The sequence below is a fragment of the Agrobacterium larrymoorei genome, from assembly GCF_030819275.1.
GTDB classification, from domain to species: Bacteria; Pseudomonadota; Alphaproteobacteria; order Rhizobiales; family Rhizobiaceae; genus Agrobacterium; species Agrobacterium larrymoorei_B.
In genome coordinates this window covers 2,699,098-2,721,109 of the sequence record NZ_JAUTBL010000002.1, presented here as the reverse complement: position 1 = coordinate 2,721,109, position 22,012 = coordinate 2,699,098, and the positions used below count along the sequence as shown (strand labels likewise).

The 22,012-nt window shown below is 60.4% G+C and carries 25 protein-coding genes; 15 read left to right on the top strand and 10 right to left on the bottom strand.

Annotated elements, in window-relative coordinates; genetic code table 11:
- Positions 1-31: 31 nt before the first annotated feature.
- Entirely contained in the window at positions 32-793 is a 762-nt protein-coding gene (locus QE408_RS21765) for an SDR family NAD(P)-dependent oxidoreductase (RefSeq protein ID WP_306934546.1), read from the bottom strand.
- Positions 794-814: 21 nt separating this feature from the next.
- Positions 815-1,558 carry a sulfite exporter TauE/SafE family protein gene (locus QE408_RS21760; protein ID WP_306934545.1) on the bottom strand — a complete coding sequence of 248 codons (744 nt, stop codon included), beginning with the start codon at positions 1,556-1,558 and terminating at the stop codon, positions 815-817.
- Between the two features lie 219 nt (positions 1,559-1,777).
- Between QE408_RS21760 and tauA the strand changes: the two genes are divergently transcribed.
- The 3 genes from tauA (at position 1,778) to QE408_RS21745 (ending at position 4,486) form a co-directional block, all read left to right on the top strand.
- Positions 1,778-2,782 (top strand): taurine ABC transporter substrate-binding protein, encoded by a 1,005-nt coding sequence (gene tauA, locus QE408_RS21755; protein WP_306934544.1) that lies wholly within the window; start codon positions 1,778-1,780, stop codon positions 2,780-2,782.
- 61 nt (positions 2,783-2,843) lie between these two features.
- A complete protein-coding gene (locus tag QE408_RS21750) occupies positions 2,844-3,635 on the top strand; it encodes a taurine ABC transporter ATP-binding protein (protein WP_306934543.1) in 792 nt (263 codons plus the stop codon).
- Positions 3,632-4,486, top strand: coding sequence for an ABC transporter permease subunit (locus QE408_RS21745; protein ID WP_306934542.1), 855 nt, complete (start codon positions 3,632-3,634; stop codon positions 4,484-4,486). The genes QE408_RS21750 and QE408_RS21745 overlap by 4 nt, the downstream gene beginning before the upstream one ends.
- 116 nt (positions 4,487-4,602) lie before the next feature.
- On the opposite strand, the gene QE408_RS21740 is transcribed toward QE408_RS21745, so the two are convergent.
- The 7 genes from QE408_RS21740 to hemC form a co-directional block, all read right to left on the bottom strand.
- On the bottom strand, positions 4,603-4,911 hold the full coding sequence (locus QE408_RS21740; protein ID WP_306934541.1) for a DUF167 domain-containing protein: 309 nt from the start codon (positions 4,909-4,911) through the stop codon (positions 4,603-4,605).
- The gene (locus tag QE408_RS21735; protein ID WP_306934540.1) at positions 4,908-5,222 is read right to left on the bottom strand and encodes a YggT family protein; all 315 of its coding nucleotides are present in this window, start codon (positions 5,220-5,222) and stop codon (positions 4,908-4,910) included. The genes QE408_RS21740 and QE408_RS21735 overlap by 4 nt, the downstream gene beginning before the upstream one ends.
- 365 nt (positions 5,223-5,587) lie before the next feature.
- On the bottom strand, positions 5,588-6,079 hold the full coding sequence (locus tag QE408_RS21730; protein ID WP_306934539.1) for a tellurite resistance TerB family protein: 492 nt from the start codon (positions 6,077-6,079) through the stop codon (positions 5,588-5,590).
- Between the two features lie 26 nt (positions 6,080-6,105).
- Positions 6,106-7,899, bottom strand: coding sequence for a heme biosynthesis protein HemY (locus tag QE408_RS21725; RefSeq protein ID WP_306934538.1), 1,794 nt, complete (start codon positions 7,897-7,899; stop codon positions 6,106-6,108).
- A 4-nt stretch (positions 7,900-7,903) separates the two neighbouring features.
- Positions 7,904-9,385 carry a COG4223 family protein gene (locus tag QE408_RS21720; RefSeq protein ID WP_306934537.1) on the bottom strand — a complete coding sequence of 494 codons (1,482 nt, stop codon included), beginning with the start codon at positions 9,383-9,385 and terminating at the stop codon, positions 7,904-7,906.
- A 133-nt stretch (positions 9,386-9,518) separates the two neighbouring features.
- Positions 9,519-10,271, bottom strand: a complete 753-nt coding sequence (locus QE408_RS21715) for a uroporphyrinogen-III synthase (protein WP_306934536.1) — start codon at positions 10,269-10,271, stop codon at positions 9,519-9,521.
- A 3-nt stretch (positions 10,272-10,274) separates the two neighbouring features.
- Entirely contained in the window at positions 10,275-11,204 is a 930-nt protein-coding gene (gene hemC, locus QE408_RS21710; protein WP_306934535.1) for a hydroxymethylbilane synthase, read from the bottom strand.
- Between the two features lie 72 nt (positions 11,205-11,276).
- Here hemC and tsaD point away from each other — a divergent pair, with 72 nt between their 5' ends.
- The 5 genes from tsaD to QE408_RS21685 are packed head-to-tail and all read left to right on the top strand — an operon-like array spanning position 11,277 to position 14,791.
- On the top strand, positions 11,277-12,374 hold the full coding sequence (gene tsaD / locus QE408_RS21705) for a tRNA (adenosine(37)-N6)-threonylcarbamoyltransferase complex transferase subunit TsaD (RefSeq protein WP_306934534.1): 1,098 nt from the start codon (positions 11,277-11,279) through the stop codon (positions 12,372-12,374).
- Positions 12,371-13,360, top strand: coding sequence for an NAD(P)H-dependent glycerol-3-phosphate dehydrogenase (locus QE408_RS21700; protein ID WP_306934533.1), 990 nt, complete (start codon positions 12,371-12,373; stop codon positions 13,358-13,360). The genes tsaD and QE408_RS21700 overlap by 4 nt, the downstream gene beginning before the upstream one ends.
- 26 nt (positions 13,361-13,386) lie before the next feature.
- Complete coding sequence (locus tag QE408_RS21695; RefSeq protein ID WP_306934532.1) at positions 13,387-13,680, top strand: YciI-like protein; 294 nt, start codon at positions 13,387-13,389, stop codon at positions 13,678-13,680.
- Positions 13,681-13,694: 14 nt separating this feature from the next.
- Positions 13,695-14,138 (top strand): EVE domain-containing protein, encoded by a 444-nt coding sequence (locus QE408_RS21690; RefSeq protein ID WP_306934531.1) that lies wholly within the window; start codon positions 13,695-13,697, stop codon positions 14,136-14,138.
- 8 nt (positions 14,139-14,146) lie between these two features.
- Entirely contained in the window at positions 14,147-14,791 is a 645-nt protein-coding gene (locus tag QE408_RS21685) for a class I SAM-dependent methyltransferase (RefSeq protein ID WP_306934530.1), read from the top strand.
- Positions 14,792-14,805: 14 nt separating this feature from the next.
- Here the strand turns inward: QE408_RS21685 and QE408_RS21680 are convergent, their stop codons facing one another.
- Positions 14,806-15,171 (bottom strand): hypothetical protein, encoded by a 366-nt coding sequence (locus QE408_RS21680; RefSeq protein ID WP_306934529.1) that lies wholly within the window; start codon positions 15,169-15,171, stop codon positions 14,806-14,808.
- A gap of 303 nt (positions 15,172-15,474) precedes the next feature.
- Between QE408_RS21680 and sdhC the strand changes: the two genes are divergently transcribed.
- The 7 genes from sdhC (at position 15,475) to mdh (ending at position 22,012) form a co-directional block, all read left to right on the top strand.
- The gene (gene sdhC / locus QE408_RS21675; RefSeq protein WP_306934528.1) at positions 15,475-15,867 is read left to right on the top strand and encodes a succinate dehydrogenase, cytochrome b556 subunit; all 393 of its coding nucleotides are present in this window, start codon (positions 15,475-15,477) and stop codon (positions 15,865-15,867) included.
- Between the two features lie 12 nt (positions 15,868-15,879).
- Positions 15,880-16,260, top strand: coding sequence for a succinate dehydrogenase, hydrophobic membrane anchor protein (sdhD, locus tag QE408_RS21670; RefSeq protein ID WP_306934527.1), 381 nt, complete (start codon positions 15,880-15,882; stop codon positions 16,258-16,260).
- Between the two features lie 6 nt (positions 16,261-16,266).
- Positions 16,267-18,108: a succinate dehydrogenase flavoprotein subunit gene (gene sdhA, locus QE408_RS21665; protein WP_306934526.1), complete on the top strand. Its 1,842-nt coding sequence runs from the start codon at positions 16,267-16,269 to the stop codon at positions 18,106-18,108.
- Between the two features lie 17 nt (positions 18,109-18,125).
- Complete coding sequence (locus QE408_RS21660) at positions 18,126-18,905, top strand: succinate dehydrogenase iron-sulfur subunit (protein ID WP_306934525.1); 780 nt, start codon at positions 18,126-18,128, stop codon at positions 18,903-18,905.
- Positions 18,906-19,109: 204 nt separating this feature from the next.
- Positions 19,110-19,643, top strand: a complete 534-nt coding sequence (locus tag QE408_RS21655) for a protease inhibitor Inh/omp19 family protein (protein WP_306934524.1) — start codon at positions 19,110-19,112, stop codon at positions 19,641-19,643.
- 64 nt (positions 19,644-19,707) lie between these two features.
- On the top strand, positions 19,708-20,871 hold the full coding sequence (zapE, locus tag QE408_RS21650; RefSeq protein WP_306934523.1) for a cell division protein ZapE: 1,164 nt from the start codon (positions 19,708-19,710) through the stop codon (positions 20,869-20,871).
- Between the two features lie 178 nt (positions 20,872-21,049).
- Entirely contained in the window at positions 21,050-22,012 is a 963-nt protein-coding gene (gene mdh / locus QE408_RS21645; RefSeq protein WP_306934522.1) for a malate dehydrogenase, read from the top strand.

Genomic DNA, 22,012 nt, shown 5'->3' with positions numbered 1-22,012 from the left:
CACATCCAAGGCGGGCCTTCTCTCATTCTGTTCAGGCTGTTTCCTGACGATGAACCTGAAATGGCGCCCAGGACTGGCTGACAGGCATGATCTCGACACTGTTGATGTTCACATGTGCCGGAAGCGACGCGACCCAGTAGATGGTCTCGGCGATATCCTCCGGCTGCAGTGGACTGGCGCCCTTGTAGAGCCTGTCGTAAGCCGCCTGATCGCCGCCGGTGCGCACCAGTGTGAATTCGCTTTCCGAAAGGCCGGGCTCGATGGATGTCACGCGGACGCCACGGCTGGAAAGATCGCTGCGAAGCCCGAGCGAAAACTGGCGGACGAAGGCCTTCGTGCCGCCATAGACATTGCCGCCGGGATAGGGCCAGTTCGATGCGATGGACGCGAGATTGACCACAAGCCCACGGCAGGCGATCAGGGTTTCGAGAAGCAGCCGGGTTATCGTCACCAGTCCGGTGACGTTTGTGTCGATCATCGTCTTCCAGTCGGCAAGCTCGCATAGATCGGCAGTTCCCGTCCCCAGGGCAAGACCCGCATTGTTGACCAGCGTATCGATCGCCGCGAAGGCGGGGGGAAGCGAAGCCAGAGCCTGCTGCATACCCGCTTCATCGCGAATGTCGAAGCAGAGGCCGTGCGCGCGCGACGGGCCGCCGAGTTCGGCAACAAGCGCGTCCAGCCGGTCTTTTCGCCGGCCGGTGACGACGACGGACCAACCTTCCGTGACGAAGCGCCTAGCTATGGCCTGCCCAAAGCCCGATGTGGCGCCGGTGATCAGGGCGATTTTCGACATGATGCATTCCTTTCCATTTGGTCATGCTGCCACAAGGGCGAAAACGGCCTGTATCAGGCCGATAATGGCGATGGTCACGAGACCACCCGATGAAAACCGATGCCAGACGTGCGGCTGAAGCCGCCGCGATACGATGTAACCGACAGCAAAACCCACCAGTGTTGCAGGCAGGTAGGTGGCGATCAGCCATGGCAATTGAGGATCGACCTCGCCCAGGAACACTCTGCTCGCAAGGCTGACGAGGTCGATGGCGCCGAAGAATACGGCAAGCGTGCCGCGCACATGAGATCGTTGGGTACCACCGGCAAGCAGCCAGGCCGCGGCAAGCGGCCCGCCGACCGCAAAGGCGGAAAGCAGCAGGCCGACGGCGAAACCGAAGAAAACGCCGAAGACGCGTCCGGCAAGCCACGCTGGCGGATTGCGGATCAGCGCGACACAGGCCGCCAGCATCACGATAGCCGCAACGAGAATGCGTGCAGTCTCTTCGTCCAGATGGGCTGCCGACCAACCGCCGAAAAGCGCGCCGCAGAAGCCTGACGCCAGGAGGAGACGCGCAGCCTTCCAATCGACCGCGCCAATCTTGCGGTCGCCAAGGGTGAATGCCGTCAGGACGAGATCGTTGAAGAGAATGAAGGGTACGCTGCTTTGCGGCGCCATCAGGGCTGCCGTCAGGCCGAGTGCGGCGACCATGGCATAGCCGAAGCCGGTCACGCCGCGAAATGCGCCGGCAATGATCGTCACCGCCGCGATTGCTGCCATTTCCATGATATCTCCGGTGCCTGGTTTTCTCCTCCTTGCTTCTAAAAGCGGCGAGGTGCCTTCCGGCAGAGCCAGACGAAGGCATCTGTGGGACCAGTCGTGCATGAATCCCGTCTGCACTGGGCCAGATGGCTCCTGAAATGGGTGCAACTGGCTCTTTCGGCACAATGCTTGCTTGCCGCTTAATAGGATCGTCTTCCCGATCCTCTCAAGGAGTGAGCCTTCATGAACAGACTGAGCAAAGCTTTTGTGTCCTTTGCCGCGACGTGCAGTGCCGTTTTCGGCCTTTCGTTCGGCGCATTGGCTCAAGACAAGACCGTGACTTTCGCCTATCAGGACATGATGACGCCGATCCGTGTTCTGATGGAATCCGGCAAGCTGGAGTCCGAAACCGGCTACAAGATCAAATGGGTCAAGTTCGGTGGCGGCGGCGATGTCATCCGTGCCATGTCGTCCGGCGATGTCGATATCGGCGAGGCTGGCTCCTCTCCGATTGCCGCGGCTGCTTCCCAGGGCCTGCCGATCAAGCTCTTCTGGATCCTGGACGATATTGCCAACGCCGAGCAGCTCGTGGTGCGCAAGGATAGCGGCATCAAGACGATCGCCGATCTGAAAGGCAAGACGATCGCCGTGCCCTTCGTTTCCACCTCGCATTACCAGTTGATGTATGCGCTGTCGGAAGCCGGGCTGACGACGCGTGACGTCAAGCTCCTCAACATGCGTCCGCCGGAAATCGCCGCTGCCTGGGAGCGTGGCGACCTGGACGCGACCTTCATCTGGGCGCCGGTTCTCGACGTCGCCAAGAAAAACGGCACAGTGATCGCAAGCGCAGGTGATTTTGCCGCAAAGGGCAAGGCCACCTTCGACGGCCTCGTCGTGACCGACAAGTTTGCCGATGCCAACAAGGAGTTCGTCACCACCTTCGTCAAGCTGCTTGCGGCTGCCGATGCCGATTATGCGGCAAACAAGGCTGCCTGGACGCAGGATTCTAAGCCGGTCGCCGCCGTCGCGAAATGGACGGGTGCCAACCCCGCCGACGTTCCAGCCGCAATGGCCGCTTACAAGTTCCCGACGCTCGAGCAACAAGGCTCTTCCGAGTGGCTGGGCGGTGGCGCTGCAAAGGCGCTGCAGTCGACGGCAGAATTCCTCAAGGAGCAGGGCCGCGTCACAGACATTGCGCCGGACTATTCGGCTTTTGTGACCGATGAATACGTCAAGGCTGTCAAGTAAACGGCACCCTCGGGCGGGCTGGGCGATCCAGCCGCCCTTCATTTTCAAGGGCGGGATAAAGATGCTTCAGATACGCAATGTCAGCGTTCACTACGGCGAGGGCGACGGCGGCGTTGTCGCCCTTTCGCGGATCAACCTGGATATCCAGGCAGGCGAATTTGTCGTCGCGCTGGGCGCATCCGGCTGCGGGAAAACGACGCTCCTGTCCTGCATCGCGGGATTTCAGCCCGTCACGGAGGGCTCGATCGTCATCGATGGCCAACCGGTCACGAAGCCTGGAGCCGACCGTGGGGTGGTTTTCCAGCGACATGCGCTGATGCCCTGGCTTTCGGTCGTCGACAATGTTGCTTTCGGTCTGCGCATGCAGGGTATGCCGAAGGAAGAGCGGCTGGAACGCGCGCGCCACATGCTCAGCCTCGTCAGTCTGGACGGTTTTGCCGACAAGAAGATCTATGAGCTATCCGGTGGAATGCAGCAGCGCGTCGGCATTGCGCGTGCGCTGGCAGCGGACCCGGCCATGCTGTTGATGGATGAGCCACTGGGTGCGCTCGACGCCTTCACCCGCGAACAGGTGCAGGAACTGATCCTCAAGGTCTGGGCCAAGACGAACAAAATGGCCTTCTTCATTACCCATGATGTCGAGGAAGCAATCTTCCTCGCAACCAAGCTGATCATCATGACACCGCGCCCAGGGCGGATCGCCCGCGAGATGCCACTGCATTTCAGTCGCCGCTTCTTGGAAACCGGCGATGCGCGCGGCGTCAAATCCTCTCCGGACTTCATCGCGATCCGGGAAGAGGTTCTGGCTGCGATCCACAAGGGTGAGAAGATGAATGAAGGGGTGGCCGCATGACCGAGACATCCTCAAACGGCACGGCCATCACCCCGGCAGCAGGCGTGCGGCCCAGCAAATCCAAACCGCGGCGTGTTGCGCTGAGCGGCGTTCATCTGGGCCTGATCAGTACCCTGACGGTGCTTCTGGTGCTGACGGTCTGGGCGGTCGTCACGCATCTTGGCCTCGTCAAGCCACTGTTTCTTCCCAAGCTTGAAACCGTCCTGAATGCCTTTATCGCGGCTATCGAAGGCAATATCGATGGTGCGCCCCTGACCGAGCATATCGTCATGAGCCTGTTCAGGGTCGTTTCCGCCTTTGTGCTCGCCGCCTTGATCGGCATTCCGGTCGGTCTTGCCATGGGCTTGAGTCCGGCCATCCGCTCGATGCTCGATCCTTTCATCGAGTTCTATCGACCGCTGCCGCCTCTGGCCTATCTGCCGCTGGTGATCATCTGGTTCGGCATCGGTGAAACGTCCAAGGTCCTGCTGATCTATCTCGCCTGCTTCGCGCCGGTGGCGCTTGCGGCGCGCGCAGGGGTTCTCTCTGCCTCCTCCGATCAGATCAACGCCGCACGCGCGCTCGGTGCCAGCCGCTGGCAATTGCTCCGCTTCGTGGTATTTCCAGCGGCCCTGCCGGATATTCTCGTCGGCCTGCGGATCGGAATGGGGGTTGGCTGGACCACGCTGGTGGCCGCGGAGATGGTTGCAGCGTCAACCGGCGTGGGTCAGATGGTTCTCAACGCGTCCAACTTCCTGCGGACGGATATCGTCATGATGGGGATCTTTGTCATCGGCTTTTTCGCGATCGTTTTCGAATTCGCGATGCGCTGGCTGGAAAAGAAACTGGTGCCGTGGCGCGGCAAAATCTAACCTCGTCTGCCGGATGGTTATCCGAAACCCAGGCGTGTCGCCGTCTTCAAGACGCTCCTTACGCATTAGTTTCCGGTTTTATCGCAAAACCGCTGCGCACTTGCGCACGGCATGTTTCAAAGCTTTTGAAGCTTGATCACTATGTCCTCCGGTTCGCCTTCGAGCCGGAGGATTTTTTTGCGCGATGTTTCGCCCGAAACGAAGCTGATCGAGGATTTTGAGATCTTCAGTGTCTTCGACAGAAGCGCAATCAGCGCCTTGTTCGCTTTGCCATCCTCCGGCACGGCGGTAACGCGGGCTTTCACGTAAGCCTGCCCTTCGGCATCCGTCTCCACGCCATCGATTGCGTCACGCCCGCCAGAGGGCGTGAGCCGGACCCGAAGCTCCACGTGCCGCTGAACTGCTTTCCAGGGCTGAGGGGTCAAATGAAGAGCGAGATCAGGAAGGGTCTGATCGGATTGACCAGGATCATCTGGATGAAGACAATCGCCAGCAGCACGACGAGCGGCGACAGATCGATACCGCCCATATTGGGAAGGCGATTGCGGATCGGACGCAGGACCGGTTCGGTGGCGTTATAGAGGAAGCTGCCGATCGAGTTCACGAACTGGTTGGAAGAATTGATGACGTTGAATGCGTAGAGCCAGGAGAAAATGGCACTCGCAATCAGAATCCACCAGTAGATGTTCAGCGCCAAGATAATGACAGTAATCGCTGCATCAATAAACCCGGGCATCCGTGTCTCCTATGTTGTTGGAAGACATTTAGACATTGCCAGATGAGCCGACAAGTGGGGCGGTGCGGGAAGAGATCAATTGCGCGCTATCCAAGGGGCGTTTTCAAGATCAGGCTTAACACGAGACGAATAAGCCTGTCGATGCCACCGTTCCAAAGCGTGTCGCGATGTTTCAGATTCGTCCCTTACGCTTTGGGTCTTTGTTCCTATCGCATGTCGTTATCGCAAAACCCGTCACCACTTTTGCGAGACATCCGTTAAAGCGCCATGCGTCCTGTTGGAGGCACGGCGCTTCATCTTTTTGAATCTGTGCATCGGGTTTTCCGAAAATCGATTCCGGTTTTCGCGCCGATGCTGTCAGCCTATCAGGTGGCGTCAACTTCGCTCGCGTCGTGGGTGTCGAGGTGCTTGTGACCTTCCACCTGCTGGCGCTGGAGGACACGATCGCGCACCGAAACGCCAAGAAGCTCGGCAATGCGCCAGATCACATTGTCTTCCATCTCGTTGCGCTCGCCATCGGCATAGACGATGTCCCAGAGAATGCCGATGAGTTCGACGCGTTCCTGTTCGTTCAGGTGGCGGCGGATGTCGGTGGTGAAGCGGTAGTAATCGACCGCCTCCTTGCCGGCTTCCTGCCCCGCATCCATCAGCGCATCCAGCTTGCCGGAACTGAGGTCGTAGTGCTCCTGCAACAGTTCGCGCAGGCGCTGGCGCTCGACCTTGGAAACCGTTCCGTCCGCTTCCATCACCTGAAAGCAAAGGGCAGCAATGGCGACGCGCAGGTCATCGGGCGGAAAATCGCGAGACGTGTCGCCATTCGTCAGGCTTTGAAAGAAGGACTGGATACGTTCGAGCATGGCTCTCCTTGAGCGTTATGTTTGCCTTAGAACAGATTGAGGCGGGTTTTCTCATCCGAGGTGGCGGTTGTTTTCTTCACGCCCGGATCATCCGGCAAACCGCCGAAGAAGGGAACGGCTTCCTCACTTTTTCCCGTCACTGTGGTTTTTGGCGCAGGCGCCTTGGACGTCTGGCTCACAGGCTTGACCGGCTCGGCAAGAGGGGCACCCTCTGCTGTCTTCACGCCGGGATCATCCGGCGCGCCGCCGAAAAAGGGCACAGCTTCCTCCGTTTTTGCCGAGGGTGCGGCCTTCTTTGGTTCACTTGATTGGACCTTCTGCTTCGGCGGTTCGACAACGGGATGAACCGGGGTCCTCGTCTCGACTTTGGGCTCAACCTTTGGATCGATGTGTGGCTTCGCCTCGGTCTTCACAGGCTCTGCCTTTACTGGAACGGGGATTTCGATCACCCGCTCGCGGATTTCAGGCTTTGCGACATCCGGCAGCGATGCCAGCGCGCTATCGACGCTCACATCTTCAACCGGGCCTTCCAGCTGGCCGAAGGGCGCCTTCCATTCGAAGGCATCGAGACGACCGGAGACCGGCGAAACAGGATGCCACTTTTCCGAAACGATGCCGTCCGCTACCCAGGCCGGGTCGCGCGGTGCGCGCAGCGCCTGCGCCATCCAGTGGCGCACACGGCCCTGGTCGCCGGTCTCGGCCTCTTCGATATCGGCAAGCAGCAGGAAGATGCTTTCGCGTGGTGCAATGCGGGCCGCAGCTTGCGCCTTGGATCTCGCCTTGTCGAAATCGTGCGCAGCCAATGCCGCCTGCGCCACGGCAAAGAGCGACTCGATATTGTTGGGCTTCAGGCTCTCCAACCGCTCGGCCCGCTTCAGCCGGTCGATAGCCGTGTCACCGCTGCGGGCGCGGACATAAAGCTCGGCGATCTGCGGATGTGGCTCGGCCTTCCACACCGGCTCCAGAACAGCGGCTGCTTTGCGCAGATTGTCTTCGCGGAGATAGGATTTTGCCGCGACGAGTGCCGCAGGGACGAGCGCCTTGGAGAGCTTCAGTGCAGCTTTGGCGTCGTCGCGCGCACCTTTGGGGTCGCTTTCGAACTTCTCTTCCGCCTTCGCCGTCAGAAGCACGGCCTTTAGGCGTTCAGCCTCGCCGCGCTCGATGACGTGGGCGGCCTTCTGCTGGTCGAGCAGGCGGATCGCATCATCCCACTCGCCGCTGCGGCATTTGCTTTCCAGCGTCGCTTGCGCTGCCCAAGGTAGGTAGGGCGCGTTTCGTGCAGCGTCCTCGGCATATTGCAGGGCTGCCTCATGCGCGCCCTGACGGCGGGCTTCGATGTAGAGCCCGCGCAGGCCAAGTTCGCGTGTTTCCGGATCGTTCGCCATCGCCTCGAACTTGCGGCGTGCGGCATCATACTTGCCTTCGATAAGATCGGCCTGGGCTTCCAGCAGATGGATGAGGGGCTCCTGGTCCGCGCTGAGCAGGCCTTGTGTTCTGGCCGTCATCTTGCGGGCGAGTAAGGCATTACCGGCACCGGCTGCAATCAGTCCTGTCGACAGTGCCTGGTAGCCGCGGTCCCGCTTGCGGGCACGGAAATAGCGGCGTGCGGCATGGGGTGAATTCCACAGCGTGCTGATCATCCACCACAAAAGCATGATCGCTGCTATGAGGCCGCCGACAAGCGTGGCAGCGACCAACAGGCTCATTTCGATCAACTGGCCCTGCCAGGTGATGGCGAGTACGCCGGGACGATCCGCCAGCCAGGCAAAGCCGACGGCAATGAGAAGGACGATGACGACGAAGCTAACGATTCTGGTCATTGTCTTACCCCTGCTGGCCTGTGCTGCTGACAGCGCGGTTCAATGTACTATTCACGAGATCTTCAACCTGAATACGGGCATCGAGTGACTTCTTGTAATCAGCCGACGCCGTCCTGGCCGCGTCCGGAAGAGCATCCCATTCAAGCGCCGCGCCCTTCAGGTCGCCATTTTGCAGCTTGTCTTCCATACGGGCGATCTTTGCTTCCGGGCCTTCGCCCTCGATATTGCCGACCGGGCGTACCTTGACCAGCGACATGGCGCTGTTGGCCAAACGGTCGAAAATGCCTTCATTCGGGTCGGTCGGGCGAAGAGCGGTCAGCATGGCGTTGGCGACATCGGGGAAACGACGCACCAGTTCCGCACGGGTCGGAACGCCGGTATTGGCGAAGGGACGCAGAGACTGGATCGCCGGATCGTCGGGCGTTACCTTGGAGAGCGTGTCGAGCTCGGTGAGGAAAGGACCGCCACGGTCGATTGCCGCCTTGAGTGCTGCCGAGGCGATAGCGCGCGCCACTTCGACATCGTCGCGCGGCTCGTTGATCTTGGCTTCCGCCGCGTCAAGGCGCTGTGTCAGCGATGCGATGGTCTGGCCTTCCGCGGCCCGTTCGGATTGCAATGTCGAAATCGTGTTCTCGAGCTGCGAGATTTTCGCGCTCGCCTCGCCGCCGGATGCGGTGGAGCTTTCCAGCGCGGCGATACGCTGCTCAAGCGCGGAGGTATCTGCCGTTTGTGCCTTTGGCGCGTTTGCCATCTGCTGCTGGAGGCTGGTTACCTGCGATTTCAAGGCAGCCAATTCCGACGACGAACCGCCATCGGCTGAAGCGGAGGGCAGGACGCCCGCATATTGCATGCTGCCTGCGGCGAGAAGCGCAATCAGGCCGCCGACAATGCCTGCGGCAATCAGGCCGGAATTGCTCTGCGGCTTCGTCTCGCGCGATGTCGATGTGGTGGTCGCCGAAGGCTTGCTTGCGGATGATGCGCTGGAGGATGTGGATGCCGTGGTCTGTGGCTTGAAGGGTTCGCTCTTGGGAGCGTCCTTCCCGAAGGTGCTCGATGTTGTTTTAGCGCTGTCGGCAGCGCTGCTCGATGCGGCAGACGAGGTGGCCGAGGAGGCTGCTGCCGATGCGGTTTTCGGTGGCTCCTGCTTCACGGTCGCGTCCGTCTTTGCCGGGCCTTCGTCTTTGCCGGCTGCGTCCTGCTTGCCGACATTCGGCTCAGGCTCGATTGGCGATTTGGTTGGCTGGTCCCAGATGGGCTTTGGGTTCTCGACTTTCGCATTGTCTGCTGCGCTGGTTGCCGTCTTTGCGGGCTCGGAAGTGCCCGTTTCCGCTAGCGGCTCTGCGTCACTCGATGTGTTTATCGGCGTCGTATCCGCAGGCGTGGATGGCTTGGCGGCGCTGACATCCGTCACGTCTTTGGCGTCCAGATCGATCGTGACCGGCTCGGTCTTGGATTTGGAGTGGCGTGGCGGCTTTCCGGATACCATGACAACCTCATTTTAGTCGTGTCTATTCCTCGGTCGCGGTGGCGACGTACCACCTTTCGGGAAGACGGGATCGTTTGTCGCCACGCTCCAAACCTAGTCAGTGATGGTGGCAAAGGAAAGAGGCGAAAGGGAATTAGGTTCCAGTGCCGCCGTCCAGAAGCTGCAACATTGCGTGTTCGCTTGGCGTGGCGCTTGCCACGGCGCGACTGCGATGCGGTGTCGGTACGACGTCCAGAACCTTTTCGCTGATGCAGATGAAGCGGCACGCGCTGAGCGCTGGCGCCAGATCATGTGTATCGACAAGGTCAAAGAAGATCCGGGCGGTCTCGCGTGAATAGAGGAGAACCGCACCCGGCTTGGGGTCGAGCGCGGCTCGCAAAGCTGGCCTTTCCCACAAGACCGGCTGCATCTCGTAAATCTCCGCAACATCCAGCCTGATCGCACTGTTCGTGAGCGCGGTTTCAAAACCGCCCTCGCGTGGCCGCCCGGCAAGATAGAGCAGGTGCCTGCTGTTCGCCGCTGATGCTTGGGCGATGGGTACCAGTGTTGTCTTCACCAGATGGGCGAGTGCCGTACCATCTCCATCGCCGATCATAATGGTCTTAAAGCCGCTCTCTCTTGCCGCCTCGGCGGTCGCTGCACCCACGGCAAAAAGCGGGCGGTCGATATGGCTGGACAGATCGATGCCGGATGCCTTCAGTGCGCGGAAGGCTTCGGCGCTGGTGACGGCCAGGGCATCGGGTTCGCGCGCCAGCAACTCTCTTGCGGCTTCCGCCTTGTGCATCGCTTCGGTCAGTGGCAGCAGGATCGGCTCATGGCCGCGCTCCTGCAAAAGCGTTTCCGTCTTCTGCCCCGAACGCATTGGACGGGTCACGACGACGCGCATGGCTTAAGCCCAGCTTTCGAAGAAGCCGGGACCGGCGGCGTCCCTCACCTTTTCACCGGCCTGACGGCCCAACATTTCGGCATCGGCAAGCTTGCCGGAAACTTCGACGGCATGTTCGGTCTGCCCATCCGGTGTGAGGATGAGGCCGTGGAAATGCAGGTCCTCACCATGACAGGTGGCAAGGCCCGCAATAGGCGTGCGACAGGAGCCATCGAGTGCTGCCAGAAAGGCGCGCTCGCACATCACCGCATCATAGGTCGGCTCGTCATTGATGGCCGAAAGCAGATCCTGAATCCGGCTATCGCCGATGCGACACTCGATGCCGATGGCGCCTTGCGCCGGGGCAGGGGGGAATGCCTTCGGGTCCAACAACTCCGTCGGCACGTCGTCCTTGTTCAGCCGCTTCAAACCGGCAAAGGCAAGCAAGGTGGCGTCCGCCTGGCCTTCCGCCAGCTTGCGCAGTCTCGTATCGACCAGGCCGCGGAAAATGATGACCTCAAGGTCCGGGCGCAGGCGACGGATAAGAGCCTGACGGCGAAGCGACGCCGAGCCGACGATGGCGCCGTGCGGCAGTTCCAGCAGGCGAGGTGCGGTTCTGCCGATAAAGGCATCGCGCACGTCTTCGCGCGGCAGAAAGGCGCGAAGCTCCAGACCGTCCGGCAGCCTGGTCGCCATGTCCTTGGACGAGTGAACGGCAAAGTCGAGATCGCCGGAGAGGAGTTGCGCTTCCAGCTCTTCGGTGAACAAGCCCTTGCCGCCGATTTCGGATAGAGGGCGGTCGGTCATGCGGTCGCCCTTGGTCGCGAGCGGCACGATCTCGAACATGTCCGGCGGCAAATCATGCGCCGCCGCCAGCCGGTCGCGCGTTTCGAACGCCTGCGCCAGTGCCAGCGGACTACCGCGCGTGCCTATTCGGAAAGGTTTTGTTTGCATCCGCATCTATCCGTTGTTACCGGAGGTGTTCGTACCTAAGTTTCAAAAGCACCGCAATCAACGAACCGGCTGATGACCCCCTTTCTTCGTATCCTCGGCATAGAGACCAGTTGTGACGAAACCGCTGCATCCGTGGTGGTTCGGCATGCTGACGGCCGTGGCGAGATCGTCTCCGACGTCGTTTTGTCGCAGCTGGAAGAACACAGCGCCTATGGTGGCGTGGTACCGGAGATCGCCGCCCGCGCCCATGTGGAAGCCCTCGATACGCTGATCGAGGAAGCGCTCGCCAAGGCTGGCGTGAGCCTCAAAGAGATCGACGCGATCGCGGCCACTTCGGGGCCGGGCCTGATCGGTGGGCTGATCGTCGGGCTGATGACCGGCAAGGCAATCGCGAAGGCCGCGAACAAGCCGCTTTACGCCATCAACCATCTGGAAGGCCACGCGCTGACGGCGCGGCTGACCGACGGGCTTTCCTTTCCCTATCTGATGCTGCTTGTTTCCGGCGGCCACACCCAGCTGATTCTGGTGCGCGGTGTCGGCCAATATGAGCGTTGGGGAACGACCATCGACGATGCGCTCGGCGAAGCCTTCGACAAGACGGCCAAGCTGCTTGGCCTGCCCTATCCTGGTGGACCGGCGGTCGAGAAAGCGGCGAAGAATGGCAATCCCGATCGCTTCCCCCTGCCGCGCCCGATGGTGGGTGAGGCAAGGCTCGATTTCTCCTTTTCCGGTCTGAAGACGGCCGTGCGGCAGGCAGCCACTGCCATCGCCCCGCTTACAGATCAGGACATTGCCGATATCTGCGCCTCCTTCCAGAAGGCGGTATCGCGCACATTGCAGGACCGGATCGGCCGCGGGCTTCAGCGTTTTACAGAAACCTTCCCGAGCGTGGAGGGTGGTCCGGCGCTCGTCGTCGCCGGTGGTGTCGCCGCCAATCAGGAGCTGCGCGGCACCTTGCAGGCGCTTTGCGACAAGCACCGCTTCCGCTTCATCGCACCGCCGCTGTCGCTCTGCACCGATAATGCTGCGATGATCGCCTGGGCGGGGCTCGAGCGTATGGCAGAAGGTATGGAGCCGGACAGTCTCGACACGCAGCCACGCTCGCGCTGGCCGCTCGATGCGGATGCGAAGACACTGATCGGTTTTGGCAAGCGCGGAGCCAAGGCATGAGCAAGCGCGAGACCATCGTCGTCATCGGCTCCGGTGCTTTCGGCACGGCCATCGCGGTGGTGATCGCGCTGGAAAACCGCCACGACGTGACGCTCCTTGGCCGCGATCCCTCATTGATGGCTGACCTGCAGGCGGATGGCGTGCATGATGCAGCACTGCCGGGAATCGCGCTTCCCGATGCGTTGAAATATTCCGCCGAACCCGAAGTGCTGCGCAATGCCGGCATCGTGCTTTTCGCCATGCCCTCGCAGGCGCAGGCGGATGCGGCGCGCCAATACGGTCCTTACCTGGCCAAGGATGCCGTGGTGATGACCCTCGCCAAGGGCATTGATCGTTCTTCCGGCCAGTTGCTGACGGATGTGCTGGAAAAGGAACTGCCATCGCACCCCGTAGCTGTGCTTTCCGGGCCGGGCTTCGCTGCCGATATCGCCAAGGGGCTGCCGACAGCCATGGCGGTTGCAGCCAGCGATGCCGCACTGGCGGAGCACTTGGCGCAAACCATTTCCGGCCAGACCTTCCGGCTCTATGCGTCGACCGACCGTATCGGCGTGCAGCTTGGCGGTGCGCTGAAGAATGTGCTGGCGATTGCTGCTGGTATTGTCGAAGGGGCGGGGCTGGGTGAATCGGCGCGTGCGGCGCTGATTGCGCGCGGGCTTGCGGAAATGTCGCGGCTGATCGTTGCTGTCGGCGGGCAGGCGGACACGGTACGCGGGCTTTCCGGTCTCGGCGATCTTGTCCTGACCGCCACCAGCCACCAGTCGCGCAATCTGCGCTTCGGCATTTCGCTGGGGCAGGGGGACGCACCATCGGCCTTTCACGGCGGGCTGGTGGAGGGCGCTTACGCCGCCTCCGTTGCGTCCCGGCTTGCCGCCGACCATAAGATCGATATGCCCGTCACCGATGCCGTTGCGGCGATCATCGACGGGCGGCTGGACATTCGCACCGCCATGCGACAATTGATGACACGGCCCATCACCACCGAATAGGGACTGGGCGACATGAGGAGAAGACAATGCTGTTTGCCTTTATCTGCAAGGATAAGCCTGGCCATTTGAATGTGCGTATGGACACCCGCCCCGCGCATCTGGAGCATCTGAACAAGCTCAACTCCGAAGGCACGCTGAAGATCGCTGGCCCGTTTCTGGATGCGGACGGCAAGCCGAATGGCAGCCTGGTGATCGTCGAAGCCGCCGATATCGATGCCGCACGCGCCCTTGCCGATGCCGACCCTTATGCCAAGGCAGGCCTGTTCGAAAGCGTCGATGTGAAGCCCTATAATTGGGTCTTCAACAATCCGGCTGCGTAAGGACAAGGCGCGACATGGCGAATTACTGGCTATTCAAATCCGAACCCGACACCTGGTCCTGGGAACAGCAGAAGGCCAAGGGCGAGGCTGGCGAGGAGTGGACCGGCGTGCGCAACTATCAGGCACGCAACAACATGCGGGCCATGAAGCTTGGCGACAAGGGTTTCTTCTACCACTCCAATGAGGGGCTGGAAGTCGTCGGCATCGTCGAGGTCTGCGAGTTGTCCAAGCCGGATTCCTCTGCAGAGGGCGATGCGCGCTGGGACTGCGTGCACATCAAGGCCGTCTGCGATGTGCCGAAGCCGGTCACGTTGAAGGCAGTGAAGGCCAACCCGAAGCTTGCCGACATGTCGCTCGTTACTTCCATGCGGCTTTCCGTCCAGCCGGTGACGGAAGAGGAATATCTGGAAGTCTGCCACATGGCAGGCGTCGATAAGCCACCGCGCTCGCCAGACTGATCCAACCGTTGAAGACCGCGCCAGACGACTTCATCCGCGCCAATACCAGCATCATGGCACCACCGCATGTGCCGGAGCTTCGCCTTCATCTGGCAAGCGAAGCGCATGATCTGTGGTTGAAGACGGAAGAAGAGCTGGAAGAGATCGGCCTGCCGCCACCCTTCTGGGCTTTCGCCTGGGCGGGCGGGCAGGGCCTGGCGCGCTACATTCTCGATAACCCGGATGTGGTGCGCGGCAAGCGCGTGGTCGATTTTGCCAGCGGTTCCGGCATGGTGGCGATTGCCGCCGCTCTCGCCGGTGCAGCCTCCGTACTGGCTGTCGATATCGATCCGTGGGCAAAGAGTGCGGTGATGCTGAACGCTGCCGTCAACGGGGTGACGATCGACGTGATCTCGGACGATGTCATCGGCAAGGATATCGACGCCGACGTGCTGCTCGCTGGCGACGTGTTTTACGACAAGGGATTTGCCGATGCGCTGATCCCATGGTTCTCAGCCCTCACGTCCAAGGGCGTTGCGGTTCTGGTCGGGGATCCGGGCCGTGCCTATCTGCCGAAAACCAGGCTTACCGCCTGCGCCACCTATCAGGTGCCGGTGACGCGGGCGCTGGAGGATAGCGAAGTCAAGCAGACGACGGTCTGGCGTCTGTCCTGATTCCTCGAATGCCCTTAGGGGCGGATGACGCACACGCCCGCTTCATAATGGCAGCTGTCATTGAAGGTGCGCTGGTTCACGTGGATGATGCGCGGCTCGACGGTGCTTCGACGATAATCATCCGGCAGATAGGCGCCGCCGCTCTGGGCGTAGAAGTAGTTGCCGTTGCCCGGAAACCGCGCTGCCGTCAGTCCGCCCGCATAGGTGCCGATGCCTCTGACATAGGATGGCAAGCCGTAGCCGCCGACCACGGAGGGCTGCGAATAGCCGTAAGCGCGGTCGTAACTGTGGTTTCGATGATAGTCGTTTGCGGTTGCCAAAGAGGGGCAACCAATGGCGATCAGGAGGGCTGGAATGATCCACGATGCCTGCTTGAACATGATCTTCTCCATCCAGTTTTTAAGCTTCCCGTTTGATCGGAAAGGCGGTTCTTGTTTTACGTTTACGTAAATTAATTAGAAAGTTGACGTTTGGAAACGCTCGACATTTTATTTTCGATCCAGAGAATCGCATGGAATTTCTAGATCACAATCGATTAAATTCAAAACGGTCGCCGATTGTACTTGTCGGGATGGCCTCGTGCGATTAAAGGTCGCGCTTGGTGCAATGCACATTCTTTCGTCATGTGCGTTGTTTGGGGGCGCCCGGCTATCATCGGCGCCAGGAAACGCCGTGAGGTTCATATGGCGAACACGACAAACAATCGGCCTTTGTCGCCGCATCTTCAAGTCTACAAGCTCATTCCGACGATGGTTGCGTCCATCGTGCACCGCATTACGGGCGGCGCGTTATATTTCGGCACGCTTCTGGTTGCCTGGTGGCTGATTGCGACCGCCTCTGGCGTCGACGCTTATGCCTGGGTCCAATGGGCCATGAGCTCGCTGATCGGCAAGCTGATCCTGATCGGCTATACCTGGGCGCTGGTTCACCACATGCTCGGCGGACTTCGCCACTTCATGTGGGATCTCGGCCATGGTTTCGAGAAGCATTTTACCACGAAGCTCGCCAAGGCGTCTTTCGTCGTTTCGATCTGTCTGACCGCGCTGATCTGGGTTGTCGCCCTGATCGTGCGCTAAGGAGATAACATCATGGATATGCGCACCCCTCTCGGCAAGGTTCGCGGTCTCGGCTCCGCCAAGGAAGGCACCGAGCATTTTTGGCGCCAGCGCGTGACGGCCGTTGCCAACGTGCCGCTTCTGATCTTCTTCGTCGGTTTTCTGGTCATGTATGGCGGCGCACCCTATGAGGTTGTCGTTTCGGCTCTGTCGAACCCGCTCGTTGCAGTGATCATGGCGCTCGTCGTCGTTTCCGGCCTCATTCACATGAAGCTCGGCATGCAGGTCATCATCGAGGACTATGTGCATGCGGAAGTTCCGAAGCTGGTTCTTCTGATGCTGAACACCTTCTTCGCGGTGGCCGTCGGCGGTCTCTGTCTCTTCGCCGTTCTGAAAATCGCATTCGCAGGATAATCCGTCATGGCATCGAACAGTTCACCCTCCCAGAACGGCAAGGCCTATACTTACGTCGACCACTCTTATGACGTTATCGTCGTGGGTGCCGGCGGCGCTGGTCTGCGCGCCACGCTCGGCATGGCCGAGCAGGGCTTCAAGACCGCCTGCATCACCAAGGTTTTCCCAACCCGTTCGCACACCGTTGCGGCGCAGGGTGGCATTGCCGCCTCGCTCGTCAACATGACGCCCGACTGTTGGCAGTGGCACCTTTACGACACCGTCAAGGGTTCCGACTGGCTCGGCGACGTGGACGCCATGCAGTATCTCGCCATGGAAGCGCCAAAGGCGGTCTATGAGCTCGAGCATTACGGCGTGCCCTTCTCGCGTAACGCCGAAGGCAAGATCTACCAGCGCCCGTTCGGCGGCCACATGCAGAACTATGGCGAAGGCCCGCCGGTACAGCGCACCTGCGCTGCCGCCGACCGTACCGGCCACGCCATTCTGCACACGCTTTATGGCCAGTCGCTGCGCAACAATGCCGAATTCTTCATCGAGTATTTCGCGCTCGACCTCATCATGTCGGATGACGGCCGTTGCACCGGCGTCGTTGCCTGGAACCTCGACGACGGCACCATTCACCGTTTCGCCGCCAAGATGGTCGTTCTGGCGACCGGCGGTTACGGCCGCGCCTATTTCTCCGCCACCTCCGCGCATACCTGCACGGGCGATGGCGGCGGCATGATCGCACGTGCCGGCCTTCCGCTTCAGGACATGGAATTCGTTCAGTTCCACCCGACCGGCATTTACGGCGCGGGCTGCCTGATCACTGAAGGCGCACGCGGCGAAGGCGGCTATCTCGTCAACTCCGAGGGCGAGCGCTTCATGGAGCGCTATGCGCCATCGGCCAAGGATCTTGCATCGCGTGACGTCGTGTCCCGCTGCATGACCATGGAAATCCGCGAAGGCCGAGGTGTGGGCAAGAACAAGGACCACATCTTCCTGCACCTGGATCACCTCGATCCGGCGGTTCTGCATGAGCGTCTTCCGGGCATTTCCGAAAGCGCCAAGATCTTCGCAGGCGTGGACGTGACGCGCGAGCCGATCCCGGTTCTGCCGACCGTTCACTACAATATGGGCGGCATTCCGACCAACTATTGGGGCGAAGTGCTGAACGCCGATAGCGAAAACCCCGGTCGCATCGCACCTGGCCTGATGGCCGTGGGCGAAGCAGGCTGCGCCTCGGTTCACGGTGCAAACCGTCTCGGCTCCAACTCGCTGATCGACCTTGTGGTCTTCGGTCGCGCCGCTGCTATCCGCGCGGCCCAGGTCATCAACCGCGACGAGCCGGTTCCGGCGCTCAACACGGTCGCCTGCGACAAGATCATGGATCGCTTCGACCGCCTGCGCAACGCCAATGGCAGCACACCGACGGCGGTGCTTCGCGACAAGATGCAGCGTGCCATGCAGGAAGACGCCGCCGTGTTCCGCACGCAGGAATCGCTTGCCAATGGCTGCCAGCGTCTCTCCGCCATCTGGAAGGAACTTCCGGATGTGAAGGTGACCGACCGTTCGATGGTGTGGAATTCCGATCTGGTGGAAACGCTGGAACTGGAAAACCTGATGGCCAACGCCATCACCACGGTCTACGGCGCGGAAGCCCGCAAGGAAAGCCGCGGCTCGCACGCACGCGAGGACTATACCGATGGTCCGTTCGCCGGCCGCGACGACGTCAACTGGCGCAAGCACACGCTGGCCTGGGTCAGCGAAGCGGGCGACGTCAAGCTCGACTACCGTCCGGTTCACACCGAACTCATCGCCGATGGCATCGATCCCAAAAAGATCGAGCCAAAAGCCCGCGTCTATTGATTTGAGAGGTATTGGACATGGTTGAACTTGCTCTCCCCAAAAACTCTCAGATGACCGAAGGCAAGGTCTGGCCGAAGCCGGCAGGCGCGAAGAATGTTCGCGAATACCGGATCTACCGCTGGAACCCTGACGACGGCCAGAACCCACGTATCGATACCTATTACATCGATATCGATGATTGCGGCCCGATGGTTCTCGATGCGCTTTTGTACATCAAGAACAAGATCGATCCGACGCTGACGCTTCGCCGTTCCTGTCGCGAAGGCATTTGCGGTTCCTGCGCGATGAATATCGACGGCACGAATACGCTGGCCTGCACCAAGGGCATGGAAGAGATCAACGGCACGGTGAAGGTCTATCCTCTGCCGCATATGCCGGTGGTCAAGGATCTGGTGCCGGATCTGTCGAACTTCTACGCACAGCACCGCTCCATCGAGCCATGGCTGAAGACGGTGTCTCCGCCACCTGCCAAGGAATGGAAGCAGAGCCACGAAGACCGCCTGAAGCTGGATGGTCTTTACGAGTGCATCCTGTGCGCCTGCTGCTCCACCTCCTGTCCCAGCTATTGGTGGAATGGCGACCGTTATCTTGGTCCAGCCGTTCTGCTGCAGGCCTATCGCTGGCTGATCGACAGCCGCGACGAAGCAACGGGCGAGCGTCTCGACAACCTCGAAGACCCTTTCCGCCTGTATCGCTGCCACACCATCATGAACTGCGCGCAAGCCTGCCCCAAGGGTCTGAACCCTGCCAAGGCGATTGCCGAGATCAAGAAGATGATGGTCGAGCGTCGCGTCTGATGAACGCTTGATCGCTCACAACGTTGACAAGCCGCGGCCACAGGTCGCGGCTTCTTTGTCGCGAAGCGGCGAAGAATTTTCCTAAAATGCCGTTGAAATGGCAATTATCGTTGCCGCGTCTTGCCTTAGCTAAGGCTTTGGTAATAATTCAGCCGCTTTGTGTAACCATGAATTTTCCGAAGCGACGAGAATCGGGAGCTTGAGATGCAAGTTAGATATGTGGTGACGGGCCTTGCGGTCGTTATCGGCCTCGCCGGTTGCCAGCGTACCTCTTACGATTACAGCAGCAATTCGAACGCGGGTCCGGGCTACACGCCGCCGCTTCAGGCGCAGCCTGTTCCATCCGTCCAGTCCGGCGCGCTTCCTCCTCCCGGTGGTTCTTCCCAGTTCCCGACCGCTCCGACGGCAACGCCGCCCGGCAGCGCCAATATCGCAGCGGGTGCTCCGACGACGGCTCTGGATGTGACCAAGGAATCGATGGTCGGCAACTGGCGTGTGTCCAATGGCGGCGCCAATTGCGACATGTTCCTGACGCTCACCAATCTCGGCAGCGGCTCTCGTGGCGGCACGCGCGGTTGCACCGGCGACCTGACGTCCATGGGCTCCTGGGAAGTCTCGGGCAAGATGGTCCAGTTCAAGAACCGTGCTGGCGATACGATCGGTCGCGTCTACAAGACCTCCGATGCCCGTTACGACGGTACGACCAATAACGGCCAGCCTCTGAGTCTCAGCCGATAACAGATCGACGGGGAGCGCGCGTCCGCTTCGAGCGACGTGCGCTTCGCGCGCGGGGTCTTTCTCCATGCAGCGAGTGCCGGACTATAACCATAGTGTCGTTGAGCAACTCAACGCATTGACGGCGTCCGGCGAGTTGAAGGCCGATGCCGCCCAACTCGGCGTTGCGGCCCATCTCGACAGAATCCTCTCCGACCTGAAACTGCGCAAGCCCGCCAAGAAGAAGAGCGCGCTTGGCTGGATGTTCGCCCGCAAGGCCGCCTCTTCGCCGTCCGTCAAAGGGCTATATGTCCATGGCAGCGTCGGGCGCGGCAAGACGATGCTGATGGACATGTTCTTCCAGATGGCGCCGGTGGAGAAAAAGCGCCGCTGCCATTTCCATGAATTCATGGCCGATGTGCATAATCGTGTGCACGCCCATCGGCAGAAGCTGAAGAGCGGCCAGACCAAGCAGGCCGACCCCATTCCGCCGGTCGCCGCGCAATTGCTTGTCGAAGCCGAACTGCTCTGCTTCGACGAATTCACCGTGACCGACATTGCCGACGCGATGATCCTGGCAAGGCTCTTCACCGAGCTCTTCGCCAATGGCTGTACGCTGGTCACGACCTCCAATGTCGTGCCGGACAATCTCTATAAGGACGGCCTCAATCGCGGTCTCTTCCTGCCCTTCATCGATCTCCTGAAAGAGAATGTCGAAGTCGTTTCGCTCGATAGCCCGATCGACTACCGCATGGAGAAGGTGAAGAGCCTGCCCGTCTACGTGACGCCGCTCGATGGCGCTGCCGACCAGGCGATGGACATGGCCTGGCATCATCTGACCGCCGGACAGAGCGTCGGGCCGGTGGAAATCGAGATGAAGGGGCGCTCCATTATCGTACCGCGCGCAGCAGGAAGGGTGGCGCGCTTCACCTTCCGCGATCTTTGCGAAAAGCCGCTCGGCGCGTCCGATTTTCTGGCCATTGCCGACCGTTTCGATACCGTCCTCATAGACCATATCCCGATGCTGAGCGCGGACCGCCGTAATGAGACCAAGCGTTTCATTATCCTGATCGATGCGCTTTACGATCACACCGTTCGGCTCTTCGCGTCCGCCGCGGCCATGCCGGAGGAGCTTCTGGGAACCAGAAAGGGCACCGAAGGTTTCGAGTTTGATCGCACGGCCTCGCGACTGTTTGAGATGCGCAGCGCCGACTATCTCGCGCTGCACAACGAAAAGCGTCATGTAGCGTGACGCTTTAATGACATAATATATTACGTTTACGTAAGAATTTTTGCATCTAAACGATTGAAAAACCTTGCTCTGAAAGAATCGGTTGCCATTTTTGGCCAATGCGTCTAAGCCGAGTGCGACAATTTCAGCCGCAGTCTGTCTGCGGAAAATTGAGTTGAAGCTTAAGAGGAAGCATTCGATGTCTCGCAAAAAGATTGCACTTATTGGTTCTGGCATGATCGGCGGCACGCTGGCGCATCTCGCCAGCCTGAAGGAATTGGGCGATATCGTCCTCTTCGATATTGCTGACGGTATTCCGCAGGGCAAAGGTCTGGATATTGCCCAGTCCGGCCCGGTCGAAGGCTTCAACGCAAAGCTCACCGGCGCGTCCGACTACGCTGCCATCGAAGGTGCAGACGTTTGCATCGTCACCGCAGGCGTTGCCCGCAAGCCTGGCATGAGCCGTGACGATCTTCTCGGCATCAATCTCAAGGTGATGGAACAGGTTGGCGCGGGTATCAAGAAGTATGCCCCCAATGCTTTCGTGATCTGCATCACCAACCCGCTCGACGCCATGGTCTGGGCTCTGCAGAAGTTCTCCGGCCTGCCGAAGAACAAGGTCGTCGGCATGGCTGGCGTTCTCGACAGCGCCCGCTTCCGCCTCTTCCTCTCCGAAGAGTTCAACGTGTCGGTTGAAGACGTCACCGCTTTCGTTCTCGGCGGCCACGGCGACACGATGGTGCCGCTTGCCCGTTACTCCACCGTTGCCGGCATTCCGCTGACCGACCTCGTCAAGCTCGGCTGGGTATCCGCAGAGCGTCTCGAGCAGATCATTCAGCGCACCCGTGATGGCGGTGCGGAAATCGTCGGTCTCCTGAAGACCGGTTCCGCCTATTACGCACCTGCCGCTTCCGCCATCGAGATGGCTGAATCCTACCTCAAGGACAAGAAGCGCGTTCTGCCTGCTGCCGCCTATCTCTCCGGCCAGTACGGCGTCAACGACATGTATGTCGGCGTTCCGACGGTTATCGGCGCAGGCGGTATCGAGCGCATCATCGAGATCGAGCTCAACAAAGAAGAAGAGGCGGCCTTCCAGAAGTCCGTCGGTGCCGTTGCCGGTCTTTGCGAAGCCTGCGTCAACATCGCTCCGTCGCTGAAGTAA

What these genes read in the sequence shown, in the direction of transcription:
- QE408_RS21765 (WP_306934546.1), bottom strand. Translation starts at nt 793, where the DNA reads ATGTCGAAAATCGCCCTGATCACCGGCGCCACATCGGGCTTTGGGCAG.
- QE408_RS21760 (WP_306934545.1), bottom strand. Translation starts at nt 1,558, where the DNA reads ATGGAAATGGCAGCAATCGCGGCGGTGACGATCATTGCCGGCGCATTT.
- tauA (WP_306934544.1), top strand. Translation starts at nt 1,778, where the DNA reads ATGAACAGACTGAGCAAAGCTTTTGTGTCCTTTGCCGCGACGTGCAGT.
- QE408_RS21750 (WP_306934543.1), top strand. Translation starts at nt 2,844, where the DNA reads ATGCTTCAGATACGCAATGTCAGCGTTCACTACGGCGAGGGCGACGGC.
- QE408_RS21745 (WP_306934542.1), top strand. Translation starts at nt 3,632, where the DNA reads ATGACCGAGACATCCTCAAACGGCACGGCCATCACCCCGGCAGCAGGC.
- QE408_RS21735 (WP_306934540.1), bottom strand. Translation starts at nt 5,222, where the DNA reads ATGCCCGGGTTTATTGATGCAGCGATTACTGTCATTATCTTGGCGCTG.
- QE408_RS21730 (WP_306934539.1), bottom strand. Translation starts at nt 6,079, where the DNA reads ATGCTCGAACGTATCCAGTCCTTCTTTCAAAGCCTGACGAATGGCGAC.
- QE408_RS21725 (WP_306934538.1), bottom strand. Translation starts at nt 7,899, where the DNA reads ATGACCAGAATCGTTAGCTTCGTCGTCATCGTCCTTCTCATTGCCGTC.
- QE408_RS21720 (WP_306934537.1), bottom strand. Translation starts at nt 9,385, where the DNA reads ATGGTATCCGGAAAGCCGCCACGCCACTCCAAATCCAAGACCGAGCCG.
- QE408_RS21715 (WP_306934536.1), bottom strand. Translation starts at nt 10,271, where the DNA reads ATGCGCGTCGTCGTGACCCGTCCAATGCGTTCGGGGCAGAAGACGGAA.
- hemC (WP_306934535.1), bottom strand. Translation starts at nt 11,204, where the DNA reads ATGCAAACAAAACCTTTCCGAATAGGCACGCGCGGTAGTCCGCTGGCA.
- tsaD (WP_306934534.1), top strand. Translation starts at nt 11,277, where the DNA reads ATGACCCCCTTTCTTCGTATCCTCGGCATAGAGACCAGTTGTGACGAA.
- QE408_RS21700 (WP_306934533.1), top strand. Translation starts at nt 12,371, where the DNA reads ATGAGCAAGCGCGAGACCATCGTCGTCATCGGCTCCGGTGCTTTCGGC.
- QE408_RS21695 (WP_306934532.1), top strand. Translation starts at nt 13,387, where the DNA reads ATGCTGTTTGCCTTTATCTGCAAGGATAAGCCTGGCCATTTGAATGTG.
- QE408_RS21690 (WP_306934531.1), top strand. Translation starts at nt 13,695, where the DNA reads ATGGCGAATTACTGGCTATTCAAATCCGAACCCGACACCTGGTCCTGG.
- QE408_RS21680 (WP_306934529.1), bottom strand. Translation starts at nt 15,171, where the DNA reads ATGTTCAAGCAGGCATCGTGGATCATTCCAGCCCTCCTGATCGCCATT.
- sdhC (WP_306934528.1), top strand. Translation starts at nt 15,475, where the DNA reads ATGGCGAACACGACAAACAATCGGCCTTTGTCGCCGCATCTTCAAGTC.
- sdhD (WP_306934527.1), top strand. Translation starts at nt 15,880, where the DNA reads ATGGATATGCGCACCCCTCTCGGCAAGGTTCGCGGTCTCGGCTCCGCC.
- sdhA (WP_306934526.1), top strand. Translation starts at nt 16,267, where the DNA reads ATGGCATCGAACAGTTCACCCTCCCAGAACGGCAAGGCCTATACTTAC.
- QE408_RS21660 (WP_306934525.1), top strand. Translation starts at nt 18,126, where the DNA reads ATGGTTGAACTTGCTCTCCCCAAAAACTCTCAGATGACCGAAGGCAAG.
- QE408_RS21655 (WP_306934524.1), top strand. Translation starts at nt 19,110, where the DNA reads ATGCAAGTTAGATATGTGGTGACGGGCCTTGCGGTCGTTATCGGCCTC.
- zapE (WP_306934523.1), top strand. Translation starts at nt 19,708, where the DNA reads ATGCAGCGAGTGCCGGACTATAACCATAGTGTCGTTGAGCAACTCAAC.
- mdh (WP_306934522.1), top strand. Translation starts at nt 21,050, where the DNA reads ATGTCTCGCAAAAAGATTGCACTTATTGGTTCTGGCATGATCGGCGGC.